General features: G+C 64.0%; 25 protein-coding genes. 12 read left to right on the forward strand and 13 right to left on the reverse strand.

Annotated elements, in window-relative coordinates:
- Positions 1–12: 12 nt before the first annotated feature.
- The 3 genes from BLV20_RS26175 to BLV20_RS26185 are packed head-to-tail and all read right to left on the reverse strand — an operon-like array spanning position 13 to position 2,746.
- Positions 13–885, reverse strand: coding sequence for a rhomboid family intramembrane serine protease (locus tag BLV20_RS26175; protein ID WP_092305313.1), 873 nt, complete (start codon positions 883–885; stop codon positions 13–15).
- Positions 882–1,859 (reverse strand): metallophosphoesterase, encoded by a 978-nt coding sequence (locus BLV20_RS26180; protein ID WP_175540269.1) that lies wholly within the window; start codon positions 1,857–1,859, stop codon positions 882–884. Before BLV20_RS26180 ends, BLV20_RS26175 begins: the two co-directional genes overlap by 4 nt.
- Positions 1,856–2,746, reverse strand: coding sequence for an NAD(+) kinase (locus BLV20_RS26185; protein ID WP_092305315.1), 891 nt, complete (start codon positions 2,744–2,746; stop codon positions 1,856–1,858). The genes BLV20_RS26180 and BLV20_RS26185 overlap by 4 nt, the downstream gene beginning before the upstream one ends.
- Positions 2,747–2,850: 104 nt before the next feature.
- Here BLV20_RS26185 and BLV20_RS26190 point away from each other — a divergent pair, with 104 nt between their 5' ends.
- Entirely contained in the window at positions 2,851–3,801 is a 951-nt protein-coding gene (locus BLV20_RS26190; RefSeq protein ID WP_092305316.1) for a DUF1853 family protein, read from the forward strand.
- A 24-nt stretch (positions 3,802–3,825) separates the two neighbouring features.
- Here BLV20_RS26190 and BLV20_RS26195 read toward each other — a convergent pair whose 3' ends face one another.
- The 3 genes from BLV20_RS26195 to BLV20_RS26205 all read right to left on the reverse strand — a co-directional run bounded on the left by BLV20_RS26195 (position 3,826) and on the right by BLV20_RS26205 (position 6,188).
- The gene (locus BLV20_RS26195) at positions 3,826–5,112 is read right to left on the reverse strand and encodes an arsenic transporter (protein WP_092305317.1); all 1,287 of its coding nucleotides are present in this window, start codon (positions 5,110–5,112) and stop codon (positions 3,826–3,828) included.
- 40 nt (positions 5,113–5,152) lie between these two features.
- The gene (locus tag BLV20_RS26200) at positions 5,153–5,500 is read right to left on the reverse strand and encodes a metalloregulator ArsR/SmtB family transcription factor (protein WP_092305318.1); all 348 of its coding nucleotides are present in this window, start codon (positions 5,498–5,500) and stop codon (positions 5,153–5,155) included.
- Between the two features lie 130 nt (positions 5,501–5,630).
- Positions 5,631–6,188: an NADPH-dependent FMN reductase gene (locus BLV20_RS26205; protein ID WP_092305319.1), complete on the reverse strand. Its 558-nt coding sequence runs from the start codon at positions 6,186–6,188 to the stop codon at positions 5,631–5,633.
- A 225-nt stretch (positions 6,189–6,413) separates the two neighbouring features.
- On the opposite strand from BLV20_RS26205, the gene BLV20_RS26210 reads away from it, so the two are divergent.
- A complete protein-coding gene (locus tag BLV20_RS26210) occupies positions 6,414–6,650 on the forward strand; it encodes a hypothetical protein (protein ID WP_092305320.1) in 237 nt (78 codons plus the stop codon).
- 86 nt (positions 6,651–6,736) lie between these two features.
- Complete coding sequence (locus tag BLV20_RS26215) at positions 6,737–7,630, forward strand: LysR substrate-binding domain-containing protein (protein WP_092305321.1); 894 nt, start codon at positions 6,737–6,739, stop codon at positions 7,628–7,630.
- A gap of 8 nt (positions 7,631–7,638) precedes the next feature.
- Here BLV20_RS26215 and BLV20_RS26220 read toward each other — a convergent pair whose 3' ends face one another.
- The 3 genes from BLV20_RS26220 to dnaQ all read right to left on the reverse strand — a co-directional run bounded on the left by BLV20_RS26220 (position 7,639) and on the right by dnaQ (position 11,365).
- A complete protein-coding gene (locus BLV20_RS26220) occupies positions 7,639–8,217 on the reverse strand; it encodes a GNAT family N-acetyltransferase (RefSeq protein ID WP_092305322.1) in 579 nt (192 codons plus the stop codon).
- A 14-nt stretch (positions 8,218–8,231) separates the two neighbouring features.
- Positions 8,232–10,487, reverse strand: a complete 2,256-nt coding sequence (locus BLV20_RS26225) for an Orn/Lys/Arg family decarboxylase (RefSeq protein ID WP_092305323.1) — start codon at positions 10,485–10,487, stop codon at positions 8,232–8,234.
- A 119-nt stretch (positions 10,488–10,606) separates the two neighbouring features.
- Positions 10,607–11,365, reverse strand: a complete 759-nt coding sequence (gene dnaQ, locus BLV20_RS26230) for a DNA polymerase III subunit epsilon (RefSeq protein WP_092305324.1) — start codon at positions 11,363–11,365, stop codon at positions 10,607–10,609.
- Between the two features lie 195 nt (positions 11,366–11,560).
- Here dnaQ and BLV20_RS26235 point away from each other — a divergent pair, with 195 nt between their 5' ends.
- Positions 11,561–11,884 (forward strand): DUF2388 domain-containing protein, encoded by a 324-nt coding sequence (locus BLV20_RS26235; RefSeq protein WP_092305325.1) that lies wholly within the window; start codon positions 11,561–11,563, stop codon positions 11,882–11,884.
- A 143-nt stretch (positions 11,885–12,027) separates the two neighbouring features.
- Positions 12,028–12,978 (forward strand): glycerophosphodiester phosphodiesterase family protein, encoded by a 951-nt coding sequence (locus tag BLV20_RS26240; protein WP_092305326.1) that lies wholly within the window; start codon positions 12,028–12,030, stop codon positions 12,976–12,978.
- 16 nt (positions 12,979–12,994) lie between these two features.
- Here the strand turns inward: BLV20_RS26240 and rnhA are convergent, their stop codons facing one another.
- Positions 12,995–13,447, reverse strand: coding sequence for a ribonuclease HI (gene rnhA / locus BLV20_RS26245; RefSeq protein ID WP_009048707.1), 453 nt, complete (start codon positions 13,445–13,447; stop codon positions 12,995–12,997).
- Between the two features lie 83 nt (positions 13,448–13,530).
- The gene (locus BLV20_RS26250; RefSeq protein WP_092305327.1) at positions 13,531–14,295 is read right to left on the reverse strand and encodes a class I SAM-dependent methyltransferase; all 765 of its coding nucleotides are present in this window, start codon (positions 14,293–14,295) and stop codon (positions 13,531–13,533) included.
- Positions 14,296–14,360: 65 nt separating this feature from the next.
- Here BLV20_RS26250 and gloB point away from each other — a divergent pair, with 65 nt between their 5' ends.
- The 7 genes from gloB (at position 14,361) to BLV20_RS26285 (ending at position 24,547) form a co-directional block, all read left to right on the forward strand.
- Positions 14,361–15,128 carry a hydroxyacylglutathione hydrolase gene (gene gloB / locus BLV20_RS26255; RefSeq protein ID WP_092305328.1) on the forward strand — a complete coding sequence of 256 codons (768 nt, stop codon included), beginning with the start codon at positions 14,361–14,363 and terminating at the stop codon, positions 15,126–15,128.
- A 99-nt stretch (positions 15,129–15,227) separates the two neighbouring features.
- Positions 15,228–16,685 (forward strand): transglycosylase SLT domain-containing protein, encoded by a 1,458-nt coding sequence (locus tag BLV20_RS26260; RefSeq protein WP_092305329.1) that lies wholly within the window; start codon positions 15,228–15,230, stop codon positions 16,683–16,685.
- 471 nt (positions 16,686–17,156) lie between these two features.
- On the forward strand, positions 17,157–18,986 hold the full coding sequence (locus tag BLV20_RS26265) for an extracellular solute-binding protein (protein WP_092305330.1): 1,830 nt from the start codon (positions 17,157–17,159) through the stop codon (positions 18,984–18,986).
- Positions 18,983–20,836, forward strand: coding sequence for an extracellular solute-binding protein (locus BLV20_RS26270; RefSeq protein ID WP_092305331.1), 1,854 nt, complete (start codon positions 18,983–18,985; stop codon positions 20,834–20,836). The genes BLV20_RS26265 and BLV20_RS26270 overlap by 4 nt, the downstream gene beginning before the upstream one ends.
- A 1-nt stretch (position 20,837) precedes the next feature.
- Positions 20,838–21,911, forward strand: coding sequence for a microcin C ABC transporter permease YejB (locus tag BLV20_RS26275; RefSeq protein ID WP_092305332.1), 1,074 nt, complete (start codon positions 20,838–20,840; stop codon positions 21,909–21,911).
- 1 nt (position 21,912) lies between these two features.
- Positions 21,913–22,932 carry an ABC transporter permease gene (locus BLV20_RS26280; RefSeq protein WP_025809207.1) on the forward strand — a complete coding sequence of 340 codons (1,020 nt, stop codon included), beginning with the start codon at positions 21,913–21,915 and terminating at the stop codon, positions 22,930–22,932.
- A gap of 1 nt (position 22,933) precedes the next feature.
- Complete coding sequence (locus BLV20_RS26285) at positions 22,934–24,547, forward strand: ABC transporter ATP-binding protein (protein ID WP_092305333.1); 1,614 nt, start codon at positions 22,934–22,936, stop codon at positions 24,545–24,547.
- Positions 24,548–24,959: 412 nt separating this feature from the next.
- Here the strand turns inward: BLV20_RS26285 and BLV20_RS26290 are convergent, their stop codons facing one another.
- Positions 24,960–25,547, reverse strand: coding sequence for a GGDEF domain-containing protein (locus BLV20_RS26290; RefSeq protein WP_092305334.1), 588 nt, complete (start codon positions 25,545–25,547; stop codon positions 24,960–24,962).
- Positions 25,548–25,641: 94 nt separating this feature from the next.
- Positions 25,642–26,220, reverse strand: coding sequence for a hypothetical protein (locus tag BLV20_RS26295; protein ID WP_092305335.1), 579 nt, complete (start codon positions 26,218–26,220; stop codon positions 25,642–25,644).
- Position 26,221: the final 1 nt, after the last annotated feature.

Here is a 26,221-nt window from a genome sequence, read left to right on the forward strand (position 1 = left end):
TGGTCTCCAGCATTAGAGGGCCAGTTTACGGCGGCTGTACAAGCCGCCCAACAAACCTGTGAGGCATCCGACGAGCAACCCGCCGACGTGGGCGGCGTTGGCGATTTCACCGAAGCCGATCATCGAGATCAGCCCCGACATACAAATCAGCAACCATACCAGCATCATCGCCAGGACCCCGCGAGGCAGGCGATACGCCGGGTTGGGCGACAGCAACTGATAGATCCAGCAGTGCCCGAGCAGGCCGTACAGCACGCCGGACAGGCCACCGAACAGGCTCGGCCCGCTGAACAGGTATTGCGCGTAGTTCGACACCAGGCTGAACAGCAACGTCAGGCCCAGCAGGTTGATGCTGCCCTGGCGCTGTTCGATGCGTCGCCCCAGCTCCCAGTACCACATGCCGTTCATGGCGATGTGCAGGAAGCCGAAGTGGATCAGCATCGGCGTGACCAGGCGCCACCACTGCCCCGCCGCCAGGCTGTCGGCCAGGGGCGTGAAGCGGATGTAGTCGCCGACCACGCGGAACTCGAGGAAGGTCAGCCAGCTCAGGGACTCGAGGTTTTCGCCGAGCAGGGTCAGGGCGCCGACGATCAGGCTCAGCAGCAGGATCAGCGCGGTGGCTGGGCTATGCCGCAGTTGCTCGACGAAACCCGGACGACGCATCGCGGCGCCAGCCTCGGGAATGTCCAGTTGCTGCTCGGGGTCGCCCGCCGGAAAACGCTCGTACAGCGAACGCACGTCCTCGCTGATGGCATGTGGCACCCAGAGCACCTGCTCCCCGGCTTCCTCGCTGACCCGGTGCGGCACCTGCATGCGCTGCAACAGTTTGACGAAGCCACTCAGGTCCACATTCAACGGCAGACGCAATACCGCAACAGCACTCATGGCAGGGACTCCTCCGGCCGCTCGACATAGACCCAGACGAATTTATCCGGGTCCAGGCGGGTTTCCTGGTCCAGGCGATAAGCCACCAGCCTGCCGTAGAGCACCGCGCTGTAATCCAGGCAGGCTAGGTTCGAGCGAATCGGCGCCGGTTTGCCGCTGCGCCAGTAATGGCCGACGAACAGCAATGGCTCATCGACGCCGTAGCGCAGCAGGTTGTTTTTTTCCGCCGATGACAGCGGCGTGCGGGCGACCGGCTCGGGCAGCGCATCGGGCTGGAAGACGATGTCGCCGTAAGTCTGCGGGTCGTCTTCCCAGAACTTGGTGCGAAAGAACGAACGGGTCAGGCCATCGCCGCTGGTCATGGTCAGGCCATGGGGCAGACGCATGTCGGTGCCGCGCAGCAGGCGGTCGAACACGTTATTGGCGAAGCTGCCAGGTACCGCCGAGGCCTGGAGAAAGTGCTCGTCGATGCAGCCATCGGGGTATTGCGCCCGCAGCGGCTCGATCAGGCCGGCGTCCCAGCAGGCATGCACCACGCGAAAACGCCCGGCGTCGATAAACAGCGGCATCTCGTAGAACCAGGCGAGGAAATCGTGCCAGTCCTTGGGGTGCTGTTCGAACTGCGCCAGGGTCTCCTTGATCAGGCGGGCATGACGCGGCGTGTGTTCGCGCACGAACTGCCTGCTGCTGCCGGGCGGTGCCGGAGTGACCCAGCCCAGGGCGTTGAATTCATGGTTGCCCATGACGCACAGCGCCTGGCCGGCCTCAACCATGTCATGGACGATGTGCAGGGCTTCGCGGATCCGTGGGCCGCGGTCGATGATGTCACCGAGGAACACCGCCATGCGCGACGAATGCCGCCAGACGCCGCCCTGCTTGCGATAACCGAGCTTGTCCAGCAAGTGCTCCAGGGTCAGGGCGCAACCGTGCACGTCACCGATCAGGTCGTAGCTACGCGCGGGATCGAGCATCAGTCGCCTCCACCACCCAATCGACTGCCCCAGCCGAGCTTGGTCCGGCAGACCTCGTAATAGTTATGGTCCAGCGGATGGATCAGGCGCAGTTTCTGCGCCTTCTTGCTGACGGTGATGGTGTCACCCGGGGCGCAGGTGAAATGGTTCTGCCCATCGCAGGAAACCTGCGGGTAGATTTGCATATCCTTGGACACGACAATTTTCAGCTCGCTGTTGCCATCGACCACGATCGGCCTTCCCGACAAGGTATGGGGATACATCGGCACAATCACAATGGCGTCGAGCTTGGGATGCATGATCGGCCCGCCGGCGGACAAGGCGTAGGCCGTGGAGCCGGTCGGCGTGGCAACGATCAGGCCGTCGGCCTTCTGGCTGCAGACGAACTGACCGTCGATATAGATCTCGAATTCGATCATCCGCGTCGATTTGCCCGGGTGCAGCACCACATCGTTCAACGCATCGCCCTGGCCGATGGCTTCGGCGTGGCGCCGCACTTCGGCCTGCAGCAGGAAACGGTTTTCCACCAGGTAATGGCCATCGAGGACTTCGGCGACCTTGATTTCCAGCTCGTCCGGACGAATATCGGTGAGGAAGCCCAGGCTGCCGCGGTTGATCCCCAGCACCGGGATGTTGTGGCGCGCCAGGGCACGGGCCGCGCCCAGCAGGCTGCCGTCGCCGCCGACCACGATCACCATGTCGCAGACTTCGCCCAGCAACTTGCGCGACGAAGTCTGCAGGCCGTGGCCTGGCAGCACTTCGGCGATGGTGTCTTCGAGGATCACATGCAGGTGGCGGGCGAGCAGAAACCTTTTCAGTCGGCGAACTGTGTCCAGCACCTGCGAACTGCCCAGGCGACCGATAATGCCGATATTGCGAAATTGCTCCATGGGGCTCCTGCAAGGTTCTGGGACGGGCAAAGCAGAGATTATGGGCGAAAGCCGGCCATAGACAAAATCCTTTCAGCCTCGACGTTAGGCGCTATGCTCGCAGAATGATCCTGTTTCCCGGCTTGCTCGACCTCCCCCGCCAGTTGCGCCACCCCGAAGTGCGCGACCTGGCCTGGGTCATCCTCGCGCCACCGATGCTCGACCAGACGCCCTGGCCGCAGCGCCATCCACTGGCCGGCAGCGACTGGGTGCAGGCGCCCCAGGCGCTGGAACACTGGTTGCGCCAGCTGGACCAGGACGACCGCATCCTGCGCCGCTGGCTGGCCCTCGGCCCGACCAAGCGCCTGGGCCTGTATTACGAACGCCTGTGGCAATTTGCCGTACAGCACGCGCCCGGCGTCGAGCTGTTGGCGGCCAACCTGCCGATCCGCCGTGCAGGCCACACCCTGGGCGAACTGGACATGCTGCTGCGCGATCGCGACGGCATTCATCACCTGGAACTGGCGATCAAGCTCTACCTCGGCCCGCAATCGGGCGACGGCGAAGACACCGCGGCATGGCTGGGCCCCGGCTGCCACGATCGCCTGGACCGCAAGCTCGCGCATTTGAATGAACACCAGTTGCCGATCTCCGCCCGGGCCGACAGCCTGGAGGTGCTCGCGGCCATGGATATCCAGGACTTCAGCGCGCACCTGTGGCTCGGCGGCTACCTGCTCTACCCGTGGCCCGGCGCCACCCGGCCGCCTCGCGGTGCTCATCCGCAGCACCTGCGCGGGCGTTGGCTGCACCAGCGCGACTGGCCGGCCTTTATCGCGCAAAGCCCGGTCGGGCGCTGGCAACCCTTGCCACGCCAGGCCTGGCTGGCGCCGGCGTCCTACCCGGCGGCGCAAACCTGGAGCGATCAGCAGTTGCAAGCCTGGCTGCAGGAACTGGACCCGCAGGCCCCGGCGCAACTGCTGGTGCGCCTGACGGAAAACCGCGCCGGCGACTGGGAAGAAGCCGAGCGCCTGTTCTTGGTGGCGGACCTCTGGCCGAATGTGCCGGGTACGGCTTGAGCCGCCCTCAGCACCTCAGCCTTCCTACATCACCGACAAACGCAGGGCCAGCGCCGCCAGGGTCACCAGCAGCACCGGCAGGGTCAGCACGATACCGACCTTGAAGTAGCGGCCCCAGCCGATATGAATGTTCTTGCGCTCCAGCACGTGCAGCCAGAGCAAGGTGGCCAGGCTGCCGATCGGGGTGATCTTCGGCCCCAGGTCGCTGCCAATCACGTTGGCATAGATCATGGCTTCCTTGACCAGGCCGCTGGCCTGGCTGGCGTCGATGGACAACGCGCCGATCAGCACCGTCGGCATGTTGTTCATGATCGAGGACAAGAAGGCCGTCAGCAACCCGGTGCCCATGGCCGCGCCCCAGATACCGTGCTCGGCGAAGCGGTCGAGCCAGCCGGCCAGATAGGTGGTCAAGCCGGCATTGCGCAGGCCGTACACCACCAGGTACATGCCCAGGGAGAAAATCACGATCTGCCACGGCGCTTCGCCGAGGACCTTGCGGGTCGAGATCTTGTGGCCCCTGGCCGCGATGCCCAGCAGCAAGGCCGCGCACACCGCCGAAATCGCGCTGACGGGAATGCCCAGCGGCTCCAGGGCGAAACAGCCCAGCAGCAGGATGATCAACACCCACCAGCCGGCGACGAAGGTGGCCTTGTCGCGGATCGCGCTGGCCGGCGATTCCAATTCCTCGGGATCGTAGGCTTGCGGAATGTCGCGGCGGAAAAACCACAGCAGCACCGCCAGGGTCGCGGCCACGCTGACCAGGTTCACCGGCAGCATCACCGCGGCGTACTGGTTGAAGCCGATGTTGAAGAAGTCCGCGGAAACGATATTCACCAGGTTCGACACCACCAGCGGCAAGCTCGCGGTATCGGCGATGAACCCGGCGCCCATGACGAACGCCAGGGTCGCCGCCCTGGAGAACCGCAGCGCCAGCAACATGGAAATCACGATCGGCGTGAGAATCAGCGCCGCTCCGTCGTTGGCGAACAGCGCCGACACCAGCGCCCCCAGCAGCACCATGAAGGCAAACAGCTTGCGTCCGCTGCCCTGCCCCCAGCGCGCCACATGCAAGGCGGCCCAGGCGAAAAAGCCGGCCTCGTCGAGCAGCAGACTGATGATGATCAAGGCCACAAAGGTGCCGGTGGCGTTCCAGATGATCTGCCAGACCACCGGAATATCCGTTAATTGCACGACCCCGAACAGTAATGCGAGCACCGCGCCGAACACCGCGCTCCAGCCCACGCCGAGGCCCTTGGGCTGCCAGATCACCAGGGTAATGGTCAGCAGGAAAATCAATGAAGCAGTCAGCATGCCAGGCAGCCTTGAACAGAAAATGAAGTTGGGGAGGAATTCAGCAGCAGCGCACGGGGCGATCGGTCATGCCTTGCAGGCGTTGCAGGTCGCCCAGCAACCAGGGGCTGTTGGCCTGCAGCGTGTTTTGCAGCAGGGTGCTCACCCAGGGGGCCAATTGCGGATGCAGCCGGTAGTAGATCCACTGCCCCTGGCGACGGTCGGCCAGCAAGCCGCAACTGCGCAACAGCGCCAGGTGCCGGGAGATCTTCGGCTGGCTCTGGCCCAGCGCGGCGGTCAGCTCACAGACGCACAACTCGCCTTCGTGGGTAACCAGCAAGGCAATGCGGCTACGGGTTTCGTCGGCAAGTGCCTTGAACAGCTCGGCGGGGTTGAGAGTGTCGGACACAAGGGCCACTCCAGACATATGAAGTGGCGAATATATGAATATTCAGATATGCGGTAAAGCGCTTTTCTCACGGCACGGGAATCGCCCATGCCCCGCGAAAGCCGGCTGGCCGGCTTTCGCGGCGCGCAGATCAGAGCTTTTTATGCTGCTCGACCCACTGGGCGTAGGCATTGATGAAGCCCTGCAAGAACGGCTTGACCGACTCGGACAGCTTGCCCGCCTCGTCGAAAGCCGAGCCGGCGCCACCCAGGTAGGCTTCCGGCTGCTGCATGCACGGCACATTGAGGAATACCAGCGACTGGCGCAGGTGGTGGTTGGCGCCGAAGCCGCCGACGGCGCCCGGGGAGACACTGATCACCGCTCCCGGCTTGCCGCTCCAGGCGCTCTTGCCATAGGGCCGCGAGCCCACGTCGATGGCATTCTTCAGCGGCGCGGGAACCGAGCGGTTGTATTCCGGGGTCACGAACAGCACCGCATCGGCGCCACTTACCTGCTGGCGGAAGGTCTGGTAGGCGGCCGGCGGATCCACATCGATGTCTTCGTTGTAGAGCGGCAAGTCGCCAATCTCGACAATATTCAGCCGCAAATTGGCCGGGGCCAGTTCCGCCAGGGCCAGCGCCACTTTCCGGTTGATCGAGGCCTTTCTCAGGCTACCCACCAGCACTGCGATCGTGTAGACGTTGCTCATAGCCAATTCCCGACTTCTGGTTGAGGAGGCTGGTAGTTATAGATGATCCATCCCGCCTGGAGCCACCCGCGCAAGGAAAATTGGCGAGCTTTTTCATGTGCCGCGCCGCTGTACGCGCGCTGCAACCAGGCTGCGGACTATTTTTTTTTCGTCGCTAAACTTCCTTCACCCAGGCACGGTCTACAGGACCGCGAATTGAGTGTTTTATCTCCAGAGGCTCTAAAGATGGCAGCAGTACTCGTCGGACAATTTCATGCAAGGGACGCGGAAGGCCGTGTCTATTCGGTGCATGAGTTCCAGGAATCCACCCCGTCGCCAGACGGTATCGCCGGCTCGGAGCCTGTTACCACCTATCGCCTGGCCATTGGCGATCGCGTCAACAAAATGGACGACAACCAGTTTCTCCTCGTGCAATCGGGCATCACCCTCATTCGCGAACCCGAGACCATTCTCCCTTCATAACGTGCCGTTATGAGCTGAAGTCATAAGCCTGGACATGAGTTAGGATTCAGGATGAATCCCTCACCGGCTGGACATGGACTTCAAGCATGCGTTTACGTCATATCGAAGTGATTCAGGCGCTCCTGCAAACCGGTCACCTGGGCACGGCCGCCGAGCTGCTGCAACTGCCGGTGGCCGAAGTGGAAGCGATCCTGCGCGACGCCGAAGGCCAATTGGGCTTCATGCTCTTCGCCAGTGTTCGCGGCCGCCTGCAAGCCACTCGAGAGGCCCGCGAGCTACAGCCGGCGATCGCCACCCTGTATGACGCCTTCGAACCCGTGCAACGCCTGGCCGACAGCCTGAAACAATACCAGGCGCCGCCCTTGCGCATCATCGGCACCCCGCCCCTGGCCCAGCAACTGTTGCCGCAGAGCATCGCCGCCCTGCGCCGGCGCTTTCCCGATACCCCATGCAATCTCGCCAGCCAGGGCACCCGCGACATGGTCAAGAGCCTGTTGCTGCGCGAAGGCGACTTGGGCCTGAGCCTGCACAACCCCGATCACCCCGATATCCAGTGCGTGGCCCTGGCCCAGGGCAAGCTGCAACTGCTAGCCCCCCACGGCTGGTTGCAACCGAAGCAGAAGTACATTTCCCTGCAGGACCTGGCGGGCCAGGCCATGGTCGGCCTGGAAGGCCAGGACCCGCTGAGCGTGACCCTCGACAGCAAGCTGCAGAACCTGCGCCCCAGCCCGACCATTCACACCCGGGTGCAAACCCACCAGATGATGCGCAGCATGGTCGAGGCTGGCGAAGGCCTGGCCATTGTCGACCCCTTCACCGCGCTGGGCGCCCGCGCGGGCGGCCTGGACGTCTGCCCGCTGTCGCCGCCGATCCCGGTCACTCTTTATGCCTTGACCCGCAGCGGCAACGCGCCCTCGCCAACCCTCGAGGCGTTGCTGGAAACCCTCACGGAAAAAGCCGAAGGCATGCTGGCCGGCTAGCCCCCGGCTTACCGCGCCAGTTCGTCGTTGAATAGCCGATACCAGAAAATCGCCACCTCGGCCGTGGTCGGATCGATCCCGCGATAACGCAGGTGGTCGATGCCACCGACCACATAACCACAGCGCTCGTAGAGCCGGCAGGCTCCCAGGTTGTTGTTCTGGGTTTCCAGCATGATGCCCGGCAGCTTCTTCTTGCGGCTCCAGAACTGCGCGACATCCAGCAAGGCCTTGGCCACCCCGTGGCGTCGCGCCGGGGCGTGCACCGCCAGCTCGTCGATATGGGCGTAACCGTTCCAGTTGGTGCTGACCACCACATGGCCGACCGGCTCGTCGTCCAGGTAGGCCATGAACACCGCGCTGTCGGCGGCATCGCGATAGCTGCTGAATTCTTCGGGATCGATGCCGTAGCACTTGCGGTACGGGGTGATATGCCGCAATGGCCATTTGGCCACCGCCTGCTCGCTCTCGGCCTGGGCGTAGGCGCTGACTTCGAAGCTGAAATCGCTACCCCACACATAGGCGGCGAAACCATCGTCGGCGACACGCACCGACAAGCCGGGATACTTGGGATTGATCATTGGCTGCATAGCGGGAAACGTCCTCAAACCTTGATGCAATCGACGGTGTAATGCCGCCCATTGCCTTCGTCTTCATGCTGCAATCCATGCACATCCGCGACAAAGCCGGGAAAGCTGCTATCGAACGTACGGGCAAACGCCAGGTAATCGATGATCGAGCGGGTCGATTCGGTGAAACGTTCGCCCGGCATGATCAATGGGATACCCGGCGGGTATGGCACCAGCATCACCGCCGCCACCCGCCCGGCAAGGGCATCGATGGAGACGGCCTCGACCTCGCCCCGCACCAACTGATCGTAGGCGTCGGCGGGCTTCATCGTCACCTCCGGCAGCACGGTGTACATGCGCTTGAGGTGCTTGGCCGTGGCATTGCTGCGGTAACAGGCATGCAACTGATCGCAGAGGTCGCGCAGGCCCATGCCCTGGTAGCGCGCCATGTCCTGCTGGGCGATGCTCGGCAGGCAGGCCGCGAGGCTGGCATTGGCGTCGTAGTTGCGCTTGAACTCCAGCAGCTCGGTCAGCAGCGTGCTCCACTTGCCTTTGGTGATGCCCATGGAAAACAGCACCAGAAATGAATACAGGCCGGTCTTTTCCACCACCAGGCCGCGCTCCCAGAGAAACTTGCTGACCACCGCCGCCGGAATCCCGCGCTCGCTCAAGGCACCGCCAGCGGTAAGCCCGGGCATCACCAGAGTGACCTTGATCGGGTCCAGCAGCACGTAATCGTCGGTCACCCCGGCGAAGCCATGCCATTCGCCTTCTGGCTCCAGCAGCCAGTCCGCGGTGCTGACCCGGTCGATGCCTTCCACCCGCTCCGGTTGCCAGATGGAAAACCACCAGTCGTCGGCGGCGATGTGCTGGCGCAGGTTGGCCAGGGCCCGGCGGAAACTCAGGGCCTCGTCGAACATTTCTTGCAGCAGCGAGCGCCCCGCCGGCCCTTCCATCATTGCCGAGGCCACGTCCAGCGAGGCGATGATGCTGTATTGCGGCGACGTGGAGATGTGCATCATGAAGGCTTCGTTGAAGCGGTCGCGGTCCAGCTGCCGCGCACCGCCGTCCTGCACATGGATCATCGAGGCCTGGCTGAAGGCCGCCAAAAGCTTGTGGGTCGAATGGGTGGTGAACACCAGCGGGCTGTCGGCGCTGCGCGAGGTGCCCATGCCGTAACGCCCCTCGAAGAACTCATGGAAGGCCGCGTAGGCGTACCAGGCCTCGTCGAAATGCAGCACCTCGACGCTGTTGCCCAGGCTCTGCTTGATCAGCTCGGCGTTGTAGCAGAGGCCGTCATAGGTCGAGTTGGTGATCACCGCCAGCTTGACCTTGGCAGGCCGGCCCTGGGTCAGCGGGTTGGCGTCGATCTTGGCCTGGATCGATTCGCGGCTGAATTCGCTCAAGGGAATCGGGCCGATGATCCCCAGCTCGTTGCGCTCCGGACAGAGGAACAGCGGGATCGCGCCGGTCATGATGATCGAATGCAGTACCGACTTGTGGCAGTTGCGGTCCACCAGCACCAGGTCGTCGCGACCGACCATGGAGTGCCAGACGATCTTGTTCGCCGTCGACGTGCCGTTGATCACGAAGAAGGTATGGTCGGCGCCGAAATTGCGCGCCGCCCGCGCCTCGGCTTCCGCCAGGGGCCCGGTGTGGTCGAGCAGCGAGCCCAGCTCCGGGACCGATACCGACAGGTCCGAACGCAGGGTGTTTTCCCCAAAGAACTGATGGAACGCCTGCCCCACCGGGCTTTTGCGATAAGCCACGCCGCCGCCGTGCCCCGGGGTGTGCCAGGAATAGTTGGAATCGGCCGTGTGCTGCACCAATGCCTTGAAGAAAGGCGGCAACAGGCCATCGAGGTAATTGCGCGCCGCCCGCGCCACCTGGCGCGCCAGGAACGGCACCGTGTCTTCGAACAGGTAGAGAATGCCGCGCAGCTGATTGAGCTCGCTCATGGCGTCGGCCGGTGCGTTTTCCAGGGTCACCTGCTCGCCCAGGGCGAAGATCGGCAGGTTCGGCGCACGTACCCTAGCCAGGCGGATCAGCTCCACCATGTTTTGCAGCAGATGGGTGTTTTCCCCGGCGCCTTCGGCGGCGATCAGCATGCAGGCCAGGCCGTGATGGGTCGAGGCCACCAGGCGCCCTTCGGCATAGTCCACCGCGGAAAAGATACTGAAGCCTTCCTGCTCCAGCTCCTTGGCGATCCCCCGCACCCGGTCGCCGGCGACAGTGTCGGCCTTGATGTCGCGATGCACGATAAGGACGGGGAATTTCAGGTCTTTGTACATGGCGCCAGGCATCCTGAGGCGGCGGACAAGCGTCCGCCAATCACCTCAGGGTAGAAGCTCGGGGGCCGGTGCGGAACCCCATCAACGACCTCCTGTAACAAAAGGTCGCCCACGAACAACTACTGCTGCTGGGCCTTGGCTTCGGCCAGCTGGGTCCAGAGCGCCGGGGCACCGGCGGATTTGGCGATGATCTCGAGACGCACCAGGTGCTCGGCCAGTTCGGCTTCGCTGGCACGGATCACCCGACCGCGCTGGCGATCCGCCGGCAGCCGGCGGATTTCGCTGGCACGGTTGCCCGAGCCTTCGCTGCCGTTGCCGTCCGAAGCGTTGCCGGCCAGCGACAGGCTGGTCTGGCCGCCAGTCATGGTCAGGTAGACGTCGGCGAGAATCTCCGAGTCGAGCAAGGCGCCGTGCAGTTCACGACCGGAGTTGTCGACGTCGTAGCGCTTGCACAAGGCATCGAGGCTGTTGCGCTGGCCAGGGTGGCGTTCCCGGGCCATCAACAGGGTGTCGAGGATGGTGCAGTGCTGGGTGATGTCGGCGCGGTCGTGCTGGCCCATCAGGGCGAATTCGTTGTTGATGAAGCCAACGTCGAACGCCGCGTTGTGGATGATCAGCTGCGCGCCCTGGATGAACTCGAAGAACTCATCGGCGACTTCGGCGAAGCGCGGCTTGCCCACCAGGAATTCGTTGGTGATGCCGTGGACGCCGATCGCGCCCTCGTCGCTCTCGCGATCCGGTTGCAGGTAAACGTGGAAATGCCGACCGGTCAGGCGCCGTCCGATCAACTCGACGCAACCGATTTCAATGATCCGGTGGCCGTCGGTCACCGGCATGCCGGTGGTTTCGGTATCGAGTACAACAGATCTGTTGGCCATCAGGGGTCAGTTCTCAACGGTGGAAGTCTTTCAAGGCGCGGGATTTTAGCACGCTCTCGCGGCATGGCACGCATGCCGGATTCGCCCGGTTGCGGCCTGCGCAGTTTTTAACAATCGTTCGCAAAGCTCATGCAGTTTGCCGTGCGGCGGCTTGTTAGGGTTCGCGACGATATTTCCAGCGGACCTCCACCTCTCATGACCACCTGCAAAATTCGACTGCCCTTTCTGATGTGCTCCTGCCTGTTCGCCAATCTTGCCCAGGCCACCAGCCTGGTGATCAGCACCGACATCACCATGAGCCTGGCCTTGAGCACAACCGAAGGCAGCTCTAAAGCCACCAGCTCGTTCAAGGATGACAAACTCGTGCTGGCCGCCCGGAGCGATGCCGCAACCTTTGTCGCCAGCGCCGGCGACATTCGCGGCGCCCAGCTGGAAGCGGCCCTGCAGCACATTCGCCAGGTACTTGGCGACTCGCCCTACTCCGACCTGCAGCTGGCCAGCGCCATCCTTACGCTTTGATCGCCCCGGACGGCGCCGCTCATTTATCCCGCGCTCCACGCGTTGCTTTAAATGAGCGCGACCATTGCGCTACCGTACGCCCCACTCAAGCGGGCGGGGTGCCGATACCCGGCCTGCACTCACCTCCAGGAAACCGCCTTCCCATGCTCGAGACTCGACAGGTGATCCCCCTGCTGCTGGCCGCGGCCTTCATCGGTGGCTGTTCATCGCTTCCGGCAACCGACAGCGACGCCGGGCCACGGCCGTTGATCGTCGCCCATCGCGGCGGTGCCGCGGACTTTCCCGAGAACACCCTGCTGGCCATCGACAACGCCCTGCGCAACGGCGTCGACATGCTCTGGCTCACCGTGCAACTAAGCCGCGATGGCGTGCCGGTGTTGTATCGCCCCGCCGACCTGGGCGCCAACACCCCGGCATCCGGCGCGGTCAACGAAAAAACCCTCGCACAGCTGCAAGCGCTGAATGCCGGCTGGAACTTCAAGCAGACAGCGGCCGATGGCCAGGTGAGATTTCCCTATCGTTCGCAGCCGCTGAGCATTCCGTCGTTGCGCCAGGCGCTGGCGGCGATCCCCGAATCGGTGCCGGTCATTCTCGACATGAAGGCCCTGCCAGCCGCTCCCCAGGCCAAGGCTGTGGCCCAGTTGCTGGAGCAGCTGCATGCCTGGAACCGGGTGCTGATCTACTCCACCGATGCCAGCTACCAACAGGCTTTCGCGCAATATCCGCAGGCGCGGCTGTTTGAATCCCGGGACAGCACCCGGGATCGGCTGGCCAGCGTCGCTCTCGCCCATAGCTGTAGCGCGCCGCCCGCCCCAGCCAGTTGGGTGGCCTTCGAGTACCGGCGCCCGGTTCAACTGGTCGAGACCTTCACCCTGGGCGAAGCCCGTTCCAAGGTGGATGCCCGGCTATGGACGCCCGCCGCGGTGGATTGCTTCCAGTCGCGGGGCAAGGTGCGGATGCTGGCGATCGGGATCAATACCGCCGAGGACTACCAGGCGGCCGCCTGCCTGAAGATGGATGCGGTGCTGGTGGATTCGCCCCGCGCGATGCGGGAAATGAAGCAGCGGCTCGAATGGCCGCTGCGTTGCCCATGACTACCCGGCCAGGGCATCAGGCCTGCTTGTAACCGCGCACCTCGTCGACGCCGCGGTTGGCCAGTTGGTCTGCCCGTTCGTTGCCGTGGTGCCCGGTGTGGCCGCGCACCCATTTCCAGGTGACCTGGTGGCGGTTGACCTGCTCATCGAGCTGCTGCCACAGGTCGGCATTCTTCACCGGTTCCTTGGCCGCGGTTTTCCAGCCGCGCTTTTTCCAGTTGGCCATCCATTCGTTGATGCCCTTCATCACATATTGCGAGTCAGTGACCAGGATCACCTGGCACTCGCGCTTGAGTTCCTCCAGGCCACGGATCGCCGCCATCAGCTCCATGCGGTTGTTGGTGGTGTTGGCTTCGCCGCCCCAGAGTTCCTTCTCCACGCCCTTGAACACCAGCAGTGCGCCCCAGCCTCCCGGGCCAGGATTGCCCTTGCAGGCGCCGTCGGTGAAGATTTCTACGCTATCGCTCATGCCAGACTTCCAATCGAAAATACCTGTGGCCCGCCGATCGTCGATCGACAACGCCCAAGCCGGGCAAACTCGGCCCGGCTGAATTAAAGAGGGGGTTCGCTGTGCCGGCGGTTGACCTTGGCCATCGGCAGCGGCACCAGCTTGCCCATCGGCTCGCGGCGCACCTGGCGCACCGGGCGCAGGCCGACCACTATCTTGCGTGCTACCAGCAGGTAGAAACCGCCGCCGGACAGTTGCCAGTCGCCGGCCTTGCGCTCCCAGCCGGCCAGCCGTGCCTGCCAGGCCGCCGAGGCAAGCGGCGGACGATAGCACCCGAAGCGGCGTTTCTCCAGCGCGAAGCCCAGCAGGTTCAGCCAGTCGGCGACCCGCGACGGCGAAATGCAGCGTGCCTTGCGCAGCGCGTCATGGGCGAACGCATGCCGCAGGCCCCAACTGCTCCAGGGATTGATCCCGACGATCAGCAGATGCCCGCCAGGGCGCACCGCGCTGGCGGCTTCGCGCAGCAGGCCGTGGGGCGACAGGCAGAAATCCAGGCCGTGCTGCAGCACCACCACATCGGCGGCATGCTCGCTGAGCGGCCAGGCCTGCTCCTCGCAGACGATCTCCACGCCGGGCAGTGGCGCACCCAGGCGGACATTGCGCTGCACCTGCGGCGCTGTCGGCGGGGTTTGCGCCGACGGCCCGTAATGCACCAGGTAACCGCCAAAGAAGCGCCCCAACTCGTCGTCGAGCATGCGCCGTTCTTCATCCAGCAGAAATTGCCCCAGTGGCCCGGACAGCCACTCACGGGCCGAACTGATCAGGGCCAGCCAGTCAGGATCGGCCTGAGCGAACGCTTTATCGGTCATTGCATTCTCCAACCCGCCAAGAAGTTCTAAGATGCGCCAATGTTTTCCGCTTGGCGACTCCAACGATGATACAGATCAGTGCCCTGCCCGCGTTCACCGATAACTACATCTGGTTGTTACAGGATCATCGCCACCAGCGCTGCGCGGTGGTCGATCCGGGGGACGCTGCGCCGGTCCTGGGCTGGCTCGCCGAGCATCCGGGCTGGGTGCTGAGCGATATCCTGGTAACCCATCACCACCACGACCACGTCGGCGGTGTCGAACAGCTGAAAAAAGCCAGCGGCGCCAAGGTCTGGGGCCCGGCCAACGAAAACATCCCGGGGCGCGACGTGGCCCTGAACGACAACGACCGGGCCAATATCCTGGGCTGGGACTTCGACGTCTACGCGGTGCCCGGACACACCCTGGGACATATTGCCTACTACCATCATGGCTTACTGTTTTGCGGCGACACCCTGTTCGCCGCCGGCTGCGGGCGCCTGTTCGAGGGCACGCCGGAGCAAATGCACCATTCGCTGAGCCGCCTGGCCGCCTTGCCCGCCGACACCCTGGTGTACTGCACCCACGAATACACCCTGAGCAACCTGCGTTTTGCCCAGGTGGTGGAGCCGGACAACCCGCACATCGCCGAGCGCCTGCAAAAAGTCAGCGAACTGCGGGAAAACGGCCGCATGACCCTGCCTTCCACCCTGGCCCTGGAAAAACTTACCAACCCTTTCCTGCGGACCGGCGAAACATCCGTTAAACAAAAAGCGGACGAACGGAACGGCCTCGATAACCGGGCCCAGAGTGCGGTTTTTGCTGCCTTGCGGGCTTGGAAAGATAAGTTCTAAGCAGGTGTCGGGTTGGTACGAAAATTCTGAATGGTTGACCGCACCCGGTGCGCTTTCTAGAATCGCCCGACATTTTTGCCCGGAACTTACTTCCAGCCAATGTCGTCATCTATTCGTAAATCCATCAATTCAGACGCATTGACGCGGTTGGCTCAAGCCATCGCGGTGGCTGTGTCCGCCACCCTGGCGGGCTGCCAAAGCACGAGCCACGTCCCGCAAACCGACACTTCCCACACCCAGAATTTCAACGCCCGCATCAAGCAGAAACCCATCTGGCTGAATGAAAAACCCAGCCCGCAATTGCCCCAGGACGTCTGGGAGCGCATGCGCGAAGGTTTCCAGTTGCAGGAAGGTATCGGCGTCAACCCGCGCATCGAACAGCAGCGCCTGTGGTTCGCCAGCAATCCCTCGTTTCTCGAGAATGCCAGCGAACGCGGCAGCCTCTATATCCATTACATCGTCGAACGCCTTGAAGAACGCAACATGCCGCTGGAACTGGCGCTGCTGCCCGTGATCGAGAGCGCCTACAACCCGCTGGCCTATTCCCGGGCCGACGCGGTCGGCCTCTGGCAGTTCATCCCGTCCACCGGTCGTTCCTTCAACCTGCGCCAGACCCGTTTCTACGATGGCCGTCGCGATATCACCGCGTCGACCACCGCGGCCATGGATTACCTGACCCGCCTGCACGACATGTTCAATGGCGACTGGCTGCTGGCCCTGGCGGCCTATAACGCCGGCGAAGGCACGGTCAGCCGGGCCATCGAGCGCAACGAGAAACTCGGCCTGCCCACCGACTACTGGAACCTGCCGCTGCCGTCGGAAACCCAGGCCTACGTGCCCAAGCTGCTGGCCCTGTCCCAAGTGGTCATGGCGCCCGAAGCCTATGGCGTGAACCTGAACCCGATCGCCAACGAACCTTATTTCCAGGTCGTCGAGATCAACCAGCGCATGGACCTGTCCAAGGTCGCCGCGGTGGCCAATATCGACGAAGACGAGCTGTTCCAGCTCAATCCGGCCTTCAAGCAGCGCACCACCATCGACGGTCCCCAGCACCTGCTGGTGCCGACGTCCAAGGCGCAACTGCTGAGCGCCAGCCTGTCGACCATGAAACCCGAGGAACTGATCAGCCAGCGTTCGCTCAAGCCGGTGTTCGAGGGTGCCGACAGCCGCGAGATGGCCCAGGCCAAGCGCAACTATCGGGTCAAGCGTGGCGATAACCTGTCGCAGATCGCCAAGGCCAACAAGGTCGGGGTCAAGGACCTGCAACGCTGGAACAATCTGACCGGCAAGAAACTCAAGGTCGGCCAGACCCTGGTCATGCAGGACACCCGCAAAGCCAAGACCGGCACCAAGACCAATGCCAAGACTTCCGGCAAGAAGACCCTGGTCGCCAGCACCGACAAGAAGTCGACCCAGTACAAGGTCAAGCAAGGCGACTCGCTGTACATGGTGGCCAAGCGCTTCAACGTCGAGATGCAACACCTCAAGCGCTGGAACCCCCGCGCCGGCCAGGCCCTCAAGCCAGGCCAGATGCTCACCGTCTACCTGCCTCACTGATCTGTAACTCCTGGCGCAGGTCCTACTGCGCCAGGAAGATCGCCGCGACTGTGCCAGTCGTTCGCAGCCTTCGGCAGCGGCTACGGGGTTGCCTTGAAATCGTGATATCTCCAACGACTCTTCCGGCGTAGCCGCTGCCGCAGGCTGCGATAAGGCCGCAGGTACTCCTGCGCCAGGAAGATCGTCGCGACCGTGCCGGTCGTTCGCAGCCTTCGGCAGCGGCTACAGGATTGCCTTGAAATCGGGATGTTTCCAACGACTCTTCCGATGTAGCCGCTGCCGCAGGCTGCGATAGGGCCGCAGGTCCGCCTGCGTCAGAAAGATCGTCGCGACCGTGCCGATCGTTCGCAGCCTTCGGCAGCGGCTACAGGCAAATGTCGTGGTCGGCGGGGGCGGCCTTTTTCCTGTCGATACAAGCTGTTACTGTACGGAGCACAAAGCCCAAGCCGCCCGGATCGGATCTCTGCCTTGATGCGTCCCCTCCTCCTGTCCCTAATCAGTCTGGCCTTGAGCTTTCCCGCAAGCGCAACGATCACTGAAAGTCATGGTTACGCGCAGTTCGGCACGCTCAAGTACCCCGCCAAGTTCACCCATTACGATTGGGTCAACCCCGCCGCGCCCAAGGGCGGGACCTTGCGGCTCATGGCGTTTGGCACCTTCGATACCCTCACCCCCTACACCTTCAAGGGCAGCAGCCCGGTTTCCACGCCCAACTTCCTGCAATACGGGGTCAACGAACTCAACGAGCCGCTGATGGTCGGCACGGGCCAGTACGCGCCGTCCGGCGACGAGCCGACTTCCAGCTACGGCCTGATCGCCCGCTCCGTCGAATACAGCGAAGACCGCAGCTGGGTGGTGTTCAACCTGCGTCCCGAGGCGCGTTTCCACGACGGCAAGCCGATCACCGCCTACGATGTGGCGTTTTCCTACCGGTTGCTGCTCAAGGAAGGCCACCCGCAATACCGCACCAATCTGCAGGAAGTGCAGCGGGTGGATATCCTCGGCCCGCAGCGCATCCGCTTTGTCTTCAAGCGCTCCGGCAACCCGCTGCTGATCCTGCGCCTGGGCGAGCTGCCGGTGCTGCCGCAGCATTACTGGAAAGACCGCGACTTCAAGGCCACCACCTTCGAGCCGCCGCTGGGCAGCGGCCCCTACCGCATCACCCGGGTGCAGCCGGGCCGCTCGCTGCTGTTCGAGCGGGTCAAGGACTATTGGGGCAAGGACCTGCCGGTCAATCGCGGCTTCAACAATTTCAACAAGGTCGCGGTGGAGTTCTACCGCGACAGCGGCGTGGCCTTCGAAGCCTTCAAGGCCGGCGAATTCGACATCTACATCGAGCACCAGGCGAAGAACTGGGCCAACGGCTACAACTTCCCCGCAGTCAATCGCGGCGACGTCATCAAGGCCCAGGTGGCGCACCAGATCCCGACCCAGACCCAAGGCCTGTTCATGAACAGCCGCCGGCCGATTTTCGCCGAGGGCAAGGTGCGCGAGGCCCTGGGCCTGATGTTCGACTTCGAGTGGACCAACCGCACCCTGTTCAGCGGCGCCTACAAGCGCGCGACCAGCTATTACCCGAACAGCGAGTTCTCCGCCAGCGGCCTGCCGGTCGGCCATGAATGGCTGCTGCTGTCGCCCTACCGCGAGCAATTGCCGGCCAGCCTGTTCACCCAGCCCTTCAGCCTGCCGCAGACCGATGGCCGCGGCATTCCGCGGGCCACCCTGCGCCGTGCCCTGGGCCTACTGGCCGAAGCCGGCTGGAAGCTCAACGGCCAGCGCCTGCTCAATAGCGCCGGGCAACCGCTGCGTTTCGAGCTGCTGCTGGTCAACCCGAACCTGGAACGGATCCTCCAGCCCTACGTCGAAAACCTCGCCAGCATCGGCATCGACGCACGCCTGCGCACCGTGGACCGGGCGCAATACAAACAGCGCCTGGACCAGTTCGACTTCGACATGATCCTCATGACCCTGAGCCAGACCCTGAGCCCGGGCCTGGAGCAATGGCAGTACTTCCACTCCAGCCAGGCCAGGGTCAAGGGCAGCAAGAACTATGCAGGCATCAGCAACCCCATCGTCGATCACCTGCTGGAACACCTGCTCGCCGCACAGAGCCGCGACGAGCAACTGGCCGCCGGTCGGGCCCTGGATCGGGTGCTGCTGTGGCAGCACTACATCATCCCCAACTGGTACCTCAACTATCATCGCCTGGCGTACCGCAACCGGTTCGCCTTCGTCACCACGCCGCCCTACCAACTGGGCCTGAGCGCCTGGTGGCTGAAGTCTCTGGAGAAAGCCCAATGATGCCCCTGCGTGCCCTGCTCCCGTGGGCCGGCGGCGTGCTGCTGGTGGGAATCGCCTGTCTCGCCCAGGCCGCCCCGCAACACGCCCTGACCCTGTACAACGAACCGCCGAAGTACCCGGCAAACTTCAAGCACTTCGCCTACGTCAACCCGGACGCGCCCAAGGGCGGCACCTTCCGCGAGGCCGGCTTCGGCGGCTTCGACAGCCTCAACCCGTTCATCAACAAAGGCGTGCCGGCGGACAATATCGGGCTGATCTACGACACCCTGATGCGCCAGAGCCTGGACGAACCCTTCACCGAATACGGGCTGATCGCCGGGCAGATCGAAAAGGCCCCGGACAACAGCTGGGTACGCTTCTACCTGCGCCCCGAGGCACGCTTTCACGACGGCCATCCGATCCGCGCCGAGGACGTGGTATTCAGCTTCGAAACCCTGATGAAGACCGGCGCGCCGATGTTCCGCGGCTACTACGCCGACGTCGATCAAGTGGTCGCCGAAGACCCGCTCAAGGTGCTGTTCAAGTTCAAACACGCCAACAATCGCGAGCTGCCGCTGATTCTCGGGCAACTGTCGGTGCTGCCCAAGCATTGGTGGGAACACCGCGACTTCTCCAAGGGCAACCTGGAGATCCCCCTCGGCAGCGGCCCGTACAAGGTGGCCGAAGTGAAGGCCGGGCGCTCGGTGCGCTACGAGCGAGTCAAGGATTACTGGGGCAAGGATTTGCCGATCAACCGCGGCCAGTTCAATTTCGATGTCATGGTCACCGACTATTTCCGCGACAACACCGTGGCCCTGGAAGCCCTCAAGGCCGGGCAGTTCGACTACTGGCTGGAGATCAGCGCAAAGAACTGGGCCAACGCCTACAACGTCCCGGCGGTGACCGAGGGCCGGCTGATCAAGGAACAGATTCCCAACGGCAACCCCACCGGCATGCAGGGCTTCGTCTACAACATCCGTCGCCCGCTGTTCCAGGATGTGCGGGTGCGCAAGGCCCTGAGCCTGCTGCTGGACTTCGAGTGGACCAACAAGCAGCTGTTCAACGGTGCCTACACCCGTACCCGCAGCTACTTCGAGAACTCGGAAATGGCCGCCACCGGCCTGCCCGACGCCGACGAACTGCAAATCCTCGAACCGCTGCGCGGCAAGATCCCCGAGCAGGTCTTCAGCGAAGCCTTCCAGCCCTCGGTGTGCGACGGCAGCGGCATGATCCGCGCCCAGCAGCGCCAGGCCTACCAGCTGTTGCAGGAAGCCGGCTGGCGCATCGTCGACGACAAGATGGTCGACGCCCAGGGCAAGCCGGTCGTCATCGAATTCCTGCTGGCGCAGACCGAATTCGAGCGCATTTTGTTGCCCTTCAAGCGCAACCTCGCCGACCTGGGGATCGACCTGGTGATTCGCCGGGTCGACGTCTCCCAGTACATCAACCGCCTGCGCTCGCGGGACTTCGACATGGTGGTCGGCAGTTTCCCGCAGTCGAGTTCGCCCGGTAACGAGCAGCGCGAATACTGGAAGACTTCCAGCGCCGACAACCCCGGCAGCCGCAATTTCATCGGTCTCAAGGACCCGACCATCGACGCCCTGGTGGAAGACCTGATCAACGCCGACTCGCGCAAGAGCCTGGTGGCCCATGCCCGCGCCCTCGACCGCGTGCTGCAATGGGGCTACTACGTGATTCCCAACTGGCACATCAAGACCTGGCGCGTGGCCTACTGGGACCATATCGGCCATCCCCAGGTCTCGCCCAAGTACGACATCGGCATCCAGACCTGGTGGATCAAGCCCGACGCCAAGCCGGCCGTGACCCCGGCCACCCAATCGCAAGCCGCCCCCGCCGGCGTGGAGCAATAAGATGCTGGCCTACATTCTGCGGCGACTGCTGCTGATCATCCCCACCCTGTTCGGCATCCTGCTGATCAACTTCGTGATCATCCAGGCCGCGCCCGGCGGCCCGGTGGAACAGATGATCGCCAAGCTCGAGGGCTTCGAGGGCGCCACCAGCCGGATCGCCGGCGGCGGCGCCGAAGTTTCGGTGGCAGGCTCCAGCTACCGCGGCGCCCAGGGCCTGGACCCGGCGCTGGTCAAGGAAATCGAGAAGATGTACGGCTTCGACAAATCGGCGCCGGAACGCCTGTGGATCATGGTCAAGAACTACGCCACGCTGGATTTCGGCGACAGCTTCTTCCGCGATGCCAAGGTGGTCGACCTGATCCGCGAGAAGCTCCCGGTGTCGATCTCCCTGGGGCTGTGGAGCACCCTGATCATGTACCTGGTATCGATCCCCCTGGGGATCGCCAAGGCCACCCGCCATGGCAGCCACTTCGACGTCTGGACCAGCTCGGCGATCATCGTCGGCTACGCGATCCCGGCGTTCCTGTTCGCCATCCTGCTGATCGTGATGTTCGCCGGCGGCAGTTATTTCGACTGGTTCCCGCTGCGCGGCCTGACCTCGAACAACTTCGACCAGCTGAGCTGGAGCGGCAAGATCCTCGACTATTTCTGGCACCTGGCCCTGCCGGTGACCGCGCTGGTGATCGGCAACTTCGCCACCATGACCCTGCTGACCAAGAACAGCTTCCTCGACGAGATCAACAAGCAGTACGTGATCACCGCCCGGGCCAAGGGCCTGACCAAGCGCCGCGTGCTCTACGGCCACGTGTTCCGCAACGCCATGCTGCTGGTGATCGCCGGGTTCCCCTCGGCCTTCATCGGCATCTTCTTTACCGGATCCTTGCTGGTGGAGGTGATCTTCTCCCTCGACGGCCTGGGCCTGATGAGCTTTGAAGCGGCGATCAACCGCGACTACCCGGTGGTGTTCGGCACCCTGTTCATCTTCACCCTGCTGGGGCTGGTGGTGAAACTGATCGGCGACCTGACCTACACCCTGGTCGACCCACGCATCGACTTCGAAAGCCGGGAGCATTGAGATGAACCTGTCCCCCCTCAATCGCCGACGTTTCGAACTGTTCAAGGCCAACAAGCGCGGCTGGTGGTCGCTGTGGCTGTTCCTGATCCTGTTTGGCGCCAGCCTGGGCGCCGAGCTGATCGCCAACGACAAGCCGCTGGTGGTGCACTACGACGACGGCTGGTACTTCCCGGCGCTCAAGCGCTACCCGGAAACCACCTTCGGCGGCGAATTCCCGCTGGAGGCCAACTACAAGAGCCCGTATATCCGTGAACTGCTGGCGGCCAAGGACGCCTGGGTGCTGTGGGCGCCGATCCCCTTCAGCTACCAGAGCATCAACTACGACCTGAAGGTCCCGGCCCCCGCGCCGCCCTCGGCGGAAAACCTGCTGGGCACCGACGACCAGGGCCGCGACGTGCTGGCGCGGGTGATCTACGGCTTCCGGGTGTCGGTGCTGTTCGCCCTGACGCTGACCATCCTCAGCTCGATCATCGGCGTCATTGCCGGGGCGCTGCAGGGCTTCTATGGCGGCTGGGTCGACCTGGCCGGGCAACGCTTCCTGGAAATCTGGTCGGGGCTGCCGGTGCTCTACCTGTTGATCATCCTCGCCAGCTTCGTGCAGCCGAACTTCTGGTGGCTGCTGGGGATCATGCTGCTGTTCTCCTGGATGAGCCTGGTGGACGTGGTGCGCGCCGAATTCCTGCGCGGGCGCAACCTGGAATACGTGCGCGCCGCGCGCGCCCTGGGCATGCAGAACGGCGCGATCATGTTCCGCCATATCCTGCCCAACGCCATGGTCTCGACCATGACCTTCATGCCGTTCATCCTCACCGGCGCCATCGGCACCCTGACCGCCCTGGACTTCCTCGGCTTCGGCCTGCCGCCCGGCGCGCCGTCCCTGGGCGAACTGGTGGCCCAGGGCAAATCCAACCTGCAGGCGCCGTGGCTGGGCATCAGCGCCTTTGCCGTGCTGGCGATCATGTTGAGCCTGCTGGTATTTATCGGCGAGTCCGCTCGCGATGCCTTCGACCCGAGGAAATGAGATGAATCAGGACAATCTGATCGAAGTGCGCGACCTCGCCGTCGAATTTGGCGTCGGCGAACACACGCAACGGGTGGTCAACGGCATCAGCTTCGACATCAAGCGCGGCGAAACCCTGGCGTTGGTCGGCGAAAGCGGATCCGGCAAGTCGGTCACCGCGCACTCGATCCTGCGCCTGTTGCCCTACCCGCTGGCCCGCCACCCGTCCGGGACCATCCAGTACGCCGGCCAGGACCTGCTGAGCCAGAAAGAGAAAACCATCCGCCATATCCGTGGCAACCGCATCGCCATGATCTTCCAGGAGCCGATGACCTCGCTCAACCCGCTGCACAGCATCGAGAAGCAGATCAACGAGGTGCTGGGCCTGCACAAGGGCCTGACCGGCAAAATCGCCACCCGGCGCACCCTGGAGCTGCTGGAACTGGTGGGCATACCCGAGCCGCACAAGCGCCTCAAGGCCCTGCCCCACGAGCTGTCCGGCGGCCAGCGCCAGCGGGTGATGATCGCCATGGCCCTGGCCAACGAGCCGGAGCTGTTGATCGCCGACGAGCCGACCACCGCTCTGGACGTCACCGTGCAACTGAAAATCCTCGAACTGCTCAAGGAGCTGCAGGCGCGCCTGGGCATGGCCTTGCTGCTGATCAGCCACGACCTCAACCTGGTCCGGCGCATCGCCCACCGCGTGTGTGTGATGCAGCGCGGCTGCATCGTCGAGCAGGCGCCTTGCGAACAGCTGTTCCGCGCGCCGCAGCATCCCTACACCCGTGAATTGCTGGCGGCCGAACCCAGCGGCAAGCCGGCGAGCAATGTGGTCGGCCCGCCATTGCTGCAGGTCGAGGACCTGAAGGTCTGGTTCCCGATCAAGAAGGGCCTGCTGCGCCATACCGTCGACCATGTGAAGGCGGTGGACGGCATCAACTTCAGCCTGCCCCAGGGCCAGACATTGGGCATCGTCGGCGAGAGCGGTTCGGGCAAGTCGACCCTGGGCCTGGCGATCCTGCGGCTGATCGGCAGCAAAGGCGCCATCCGCTTCGAGGGCAAGCAGCTGGACGGCCTGTCACAGCAGCAGGTGCGGCCGTTGCGCCGGGAAATGCAGGTGGTGTTCCAGGACCCTTTCGGCAGCCTCAGCCCGCGCATGTGCGTGAGCCAGATCGTTGGCGAAGGCCTGCGCATCCACAAGATCGGCACCGCCGCCGAGCAGGAACAGGCGATCGTCGAAGCGCTCAAGGAAGTGGGGCTCGATCCGGAAACCCGCCACCGCTATCCCCACGAATTCTCCGGCGGCCAGCGCCAGCGCATCGCCATTGCCCGGGCATTGGTGCTCAAGCCGGCGCTGATCCTGCTGGACGAACCGACCTCGGCCCTCGACCGCACCGTGCAGCGCCAGGTGGTGGAGCTACTGCGCACGCTGCAGGCCAAGTACAACCTGACCTACCTGTTCATCAGCCACGACCTGGCGGTGGTCAAGGCGTTGAGCCATCAGTTGATGGTGGTCAAGCATGGCCAAGTGGTGGAGCAAGGCAATGCGCAAGAGATCTTCACCACCCCGCAGCATCCGTACACCCGGCAATTGCTGGAAGCCGCGTTCCTGAGCCAGCAAACCCAGGAAGTCTGAAACCGCGGGGCTGGTGATGGGCCGCTTTGCGGCCTTCGCGGGCAAGCCTCGCTCCTACGCAAGCCTGTAGCCGCTGGCGCAGCCTGCGATCGGCTGCGCAGCAGACGCGGAATCGGCAAGCGCGGTGGGGCTGGAAAACCGCGGAGGCTGGGGAATGGCCCGCTTTGCGGCCTTCGCGGGCAAGCCTCGCTCCTACGCAAGCCTGTAGCCGCTGGCGCAGCCTGCGATCGGCTGCGCAGCAGACGCGGAATCGGCAAGCGCGGTGGGGCTGGAAAACCGCGGAGGCTGGGGAATGGCCCGCTTTGCGGCCTTCGCGGGCAAGCCTCGCTCCTACGGCCTCTGGCGCAGCAGACGCCAGGGCCCGACCGGGCGGCATGGCAATCCGCCTCATGCCTGGGCAGCGACAACCGGCCTAGACATGCCGCCTCATGGACTTGTCGGCATCCGCCAGCAAGCTCTCCACATCGGCCGGCTTGCCCGGCTCGAATTCGATCTGGCCGATGCTGAAGCAAATGTCGTAAACGCACTGCTGGGTGCTGGTGCGCTCGTCGAGAATGGCTTGCAGGCGGGCAATGATCGCCAGCTTCTCGACCCGCTCCGAGCCGGTCAGCAGCACCGCAAAACGCTGGTATTCCAGATGCCCGACCACATCGCTCTCGCGAAAGGCGATGCGCAGCCCGTCGGCGAAGGTCTTCAGCGCGGCCTCGCCCTCGTCCGGCCCATAGGCGCGGACGATGCGGTAGATATCGTCGAGATCGAACACCAACAGGGTCGCCGGACACTTCAGGTCCCGGCAGGCCTGCAACGCGTCGCCGGCCAGCACCGCAAAGCCGTGCCGGTTGGGCAGCAGGGTCAATTTATCGAGGTTGGCCACCTGCACCGCGGCCAGTTCCTGCTCGGCCCGGCGGCTCTGATCGCGCAACAGTTGCCGGGACGGGTCGTCCGCCTCGGGCGATGGCGCCTGGGTCGGCGCCTGGACAGGTTTGTCTGGGGAAAACATCGCACACTCCATTCCATTGGCGGGTCACTCCTTCAGCGTAGCCGCCAAAGACGTTGGCTCCGGGGTAACCGGCCGTGCGGGGCCCTTCCGGGCCTCAACTTCCGACCGCCGGGCAAGGCCCGCCGGCCGCGGCCCACAGCTTGAACTGGCTGACGAACACCTCATGGGGCACCGCTACCGGCGCACGGTTGCCGCCGGGGTTCCAGCCCCACAACACCAGCTTGTCTTCGCTGACATGCTTGATCAGCGCGGCAAAGTCGCGATCGCCATTGCTGGCCCTGTCCTTGATCATCTGGCACAGCCGGTCGGCCGGCAGGCCGATCCAGGCCATCTTGTGCGCCGCCGGCGGCAGGCTCCAGTGCGGCGCCCCCGGTGGCGCGTGGGGGCCATAGCTGGCCGGCGGATTGTCTTCGCCATGGCAGGCGGCACACGGCAGCCCCGCCGCGCCCTTGCCGTCCAGGCCGCGAACCACGGCCATGGCATGGGGCGTGCCGGCGTCGAACTGCAGGGGTGCATCCCCGGGAATGTGGCAATTCTGGCAACGCGGGCTCTGGAACACCTTCTGCACCGTGGCGAACGCGGCGAGCGCCGGCTCATCGGCGGCGAACAGGTCCGAGGCGTAGCCGCCCAGGCCAACCAGGATCAGCGAGCCGAGGAACAGATGGCGCCTCATC

Origin of the sequence: Pseudomonas sp. NFIX28 (assembly GCF_900107395.1) — a bacterium.
Lineage (GTDB): Bacteria > Pseudomonadota > Gammaproteobacteria > Pseudomonadales > Pseudomonadaceae > Aquipseudomonas.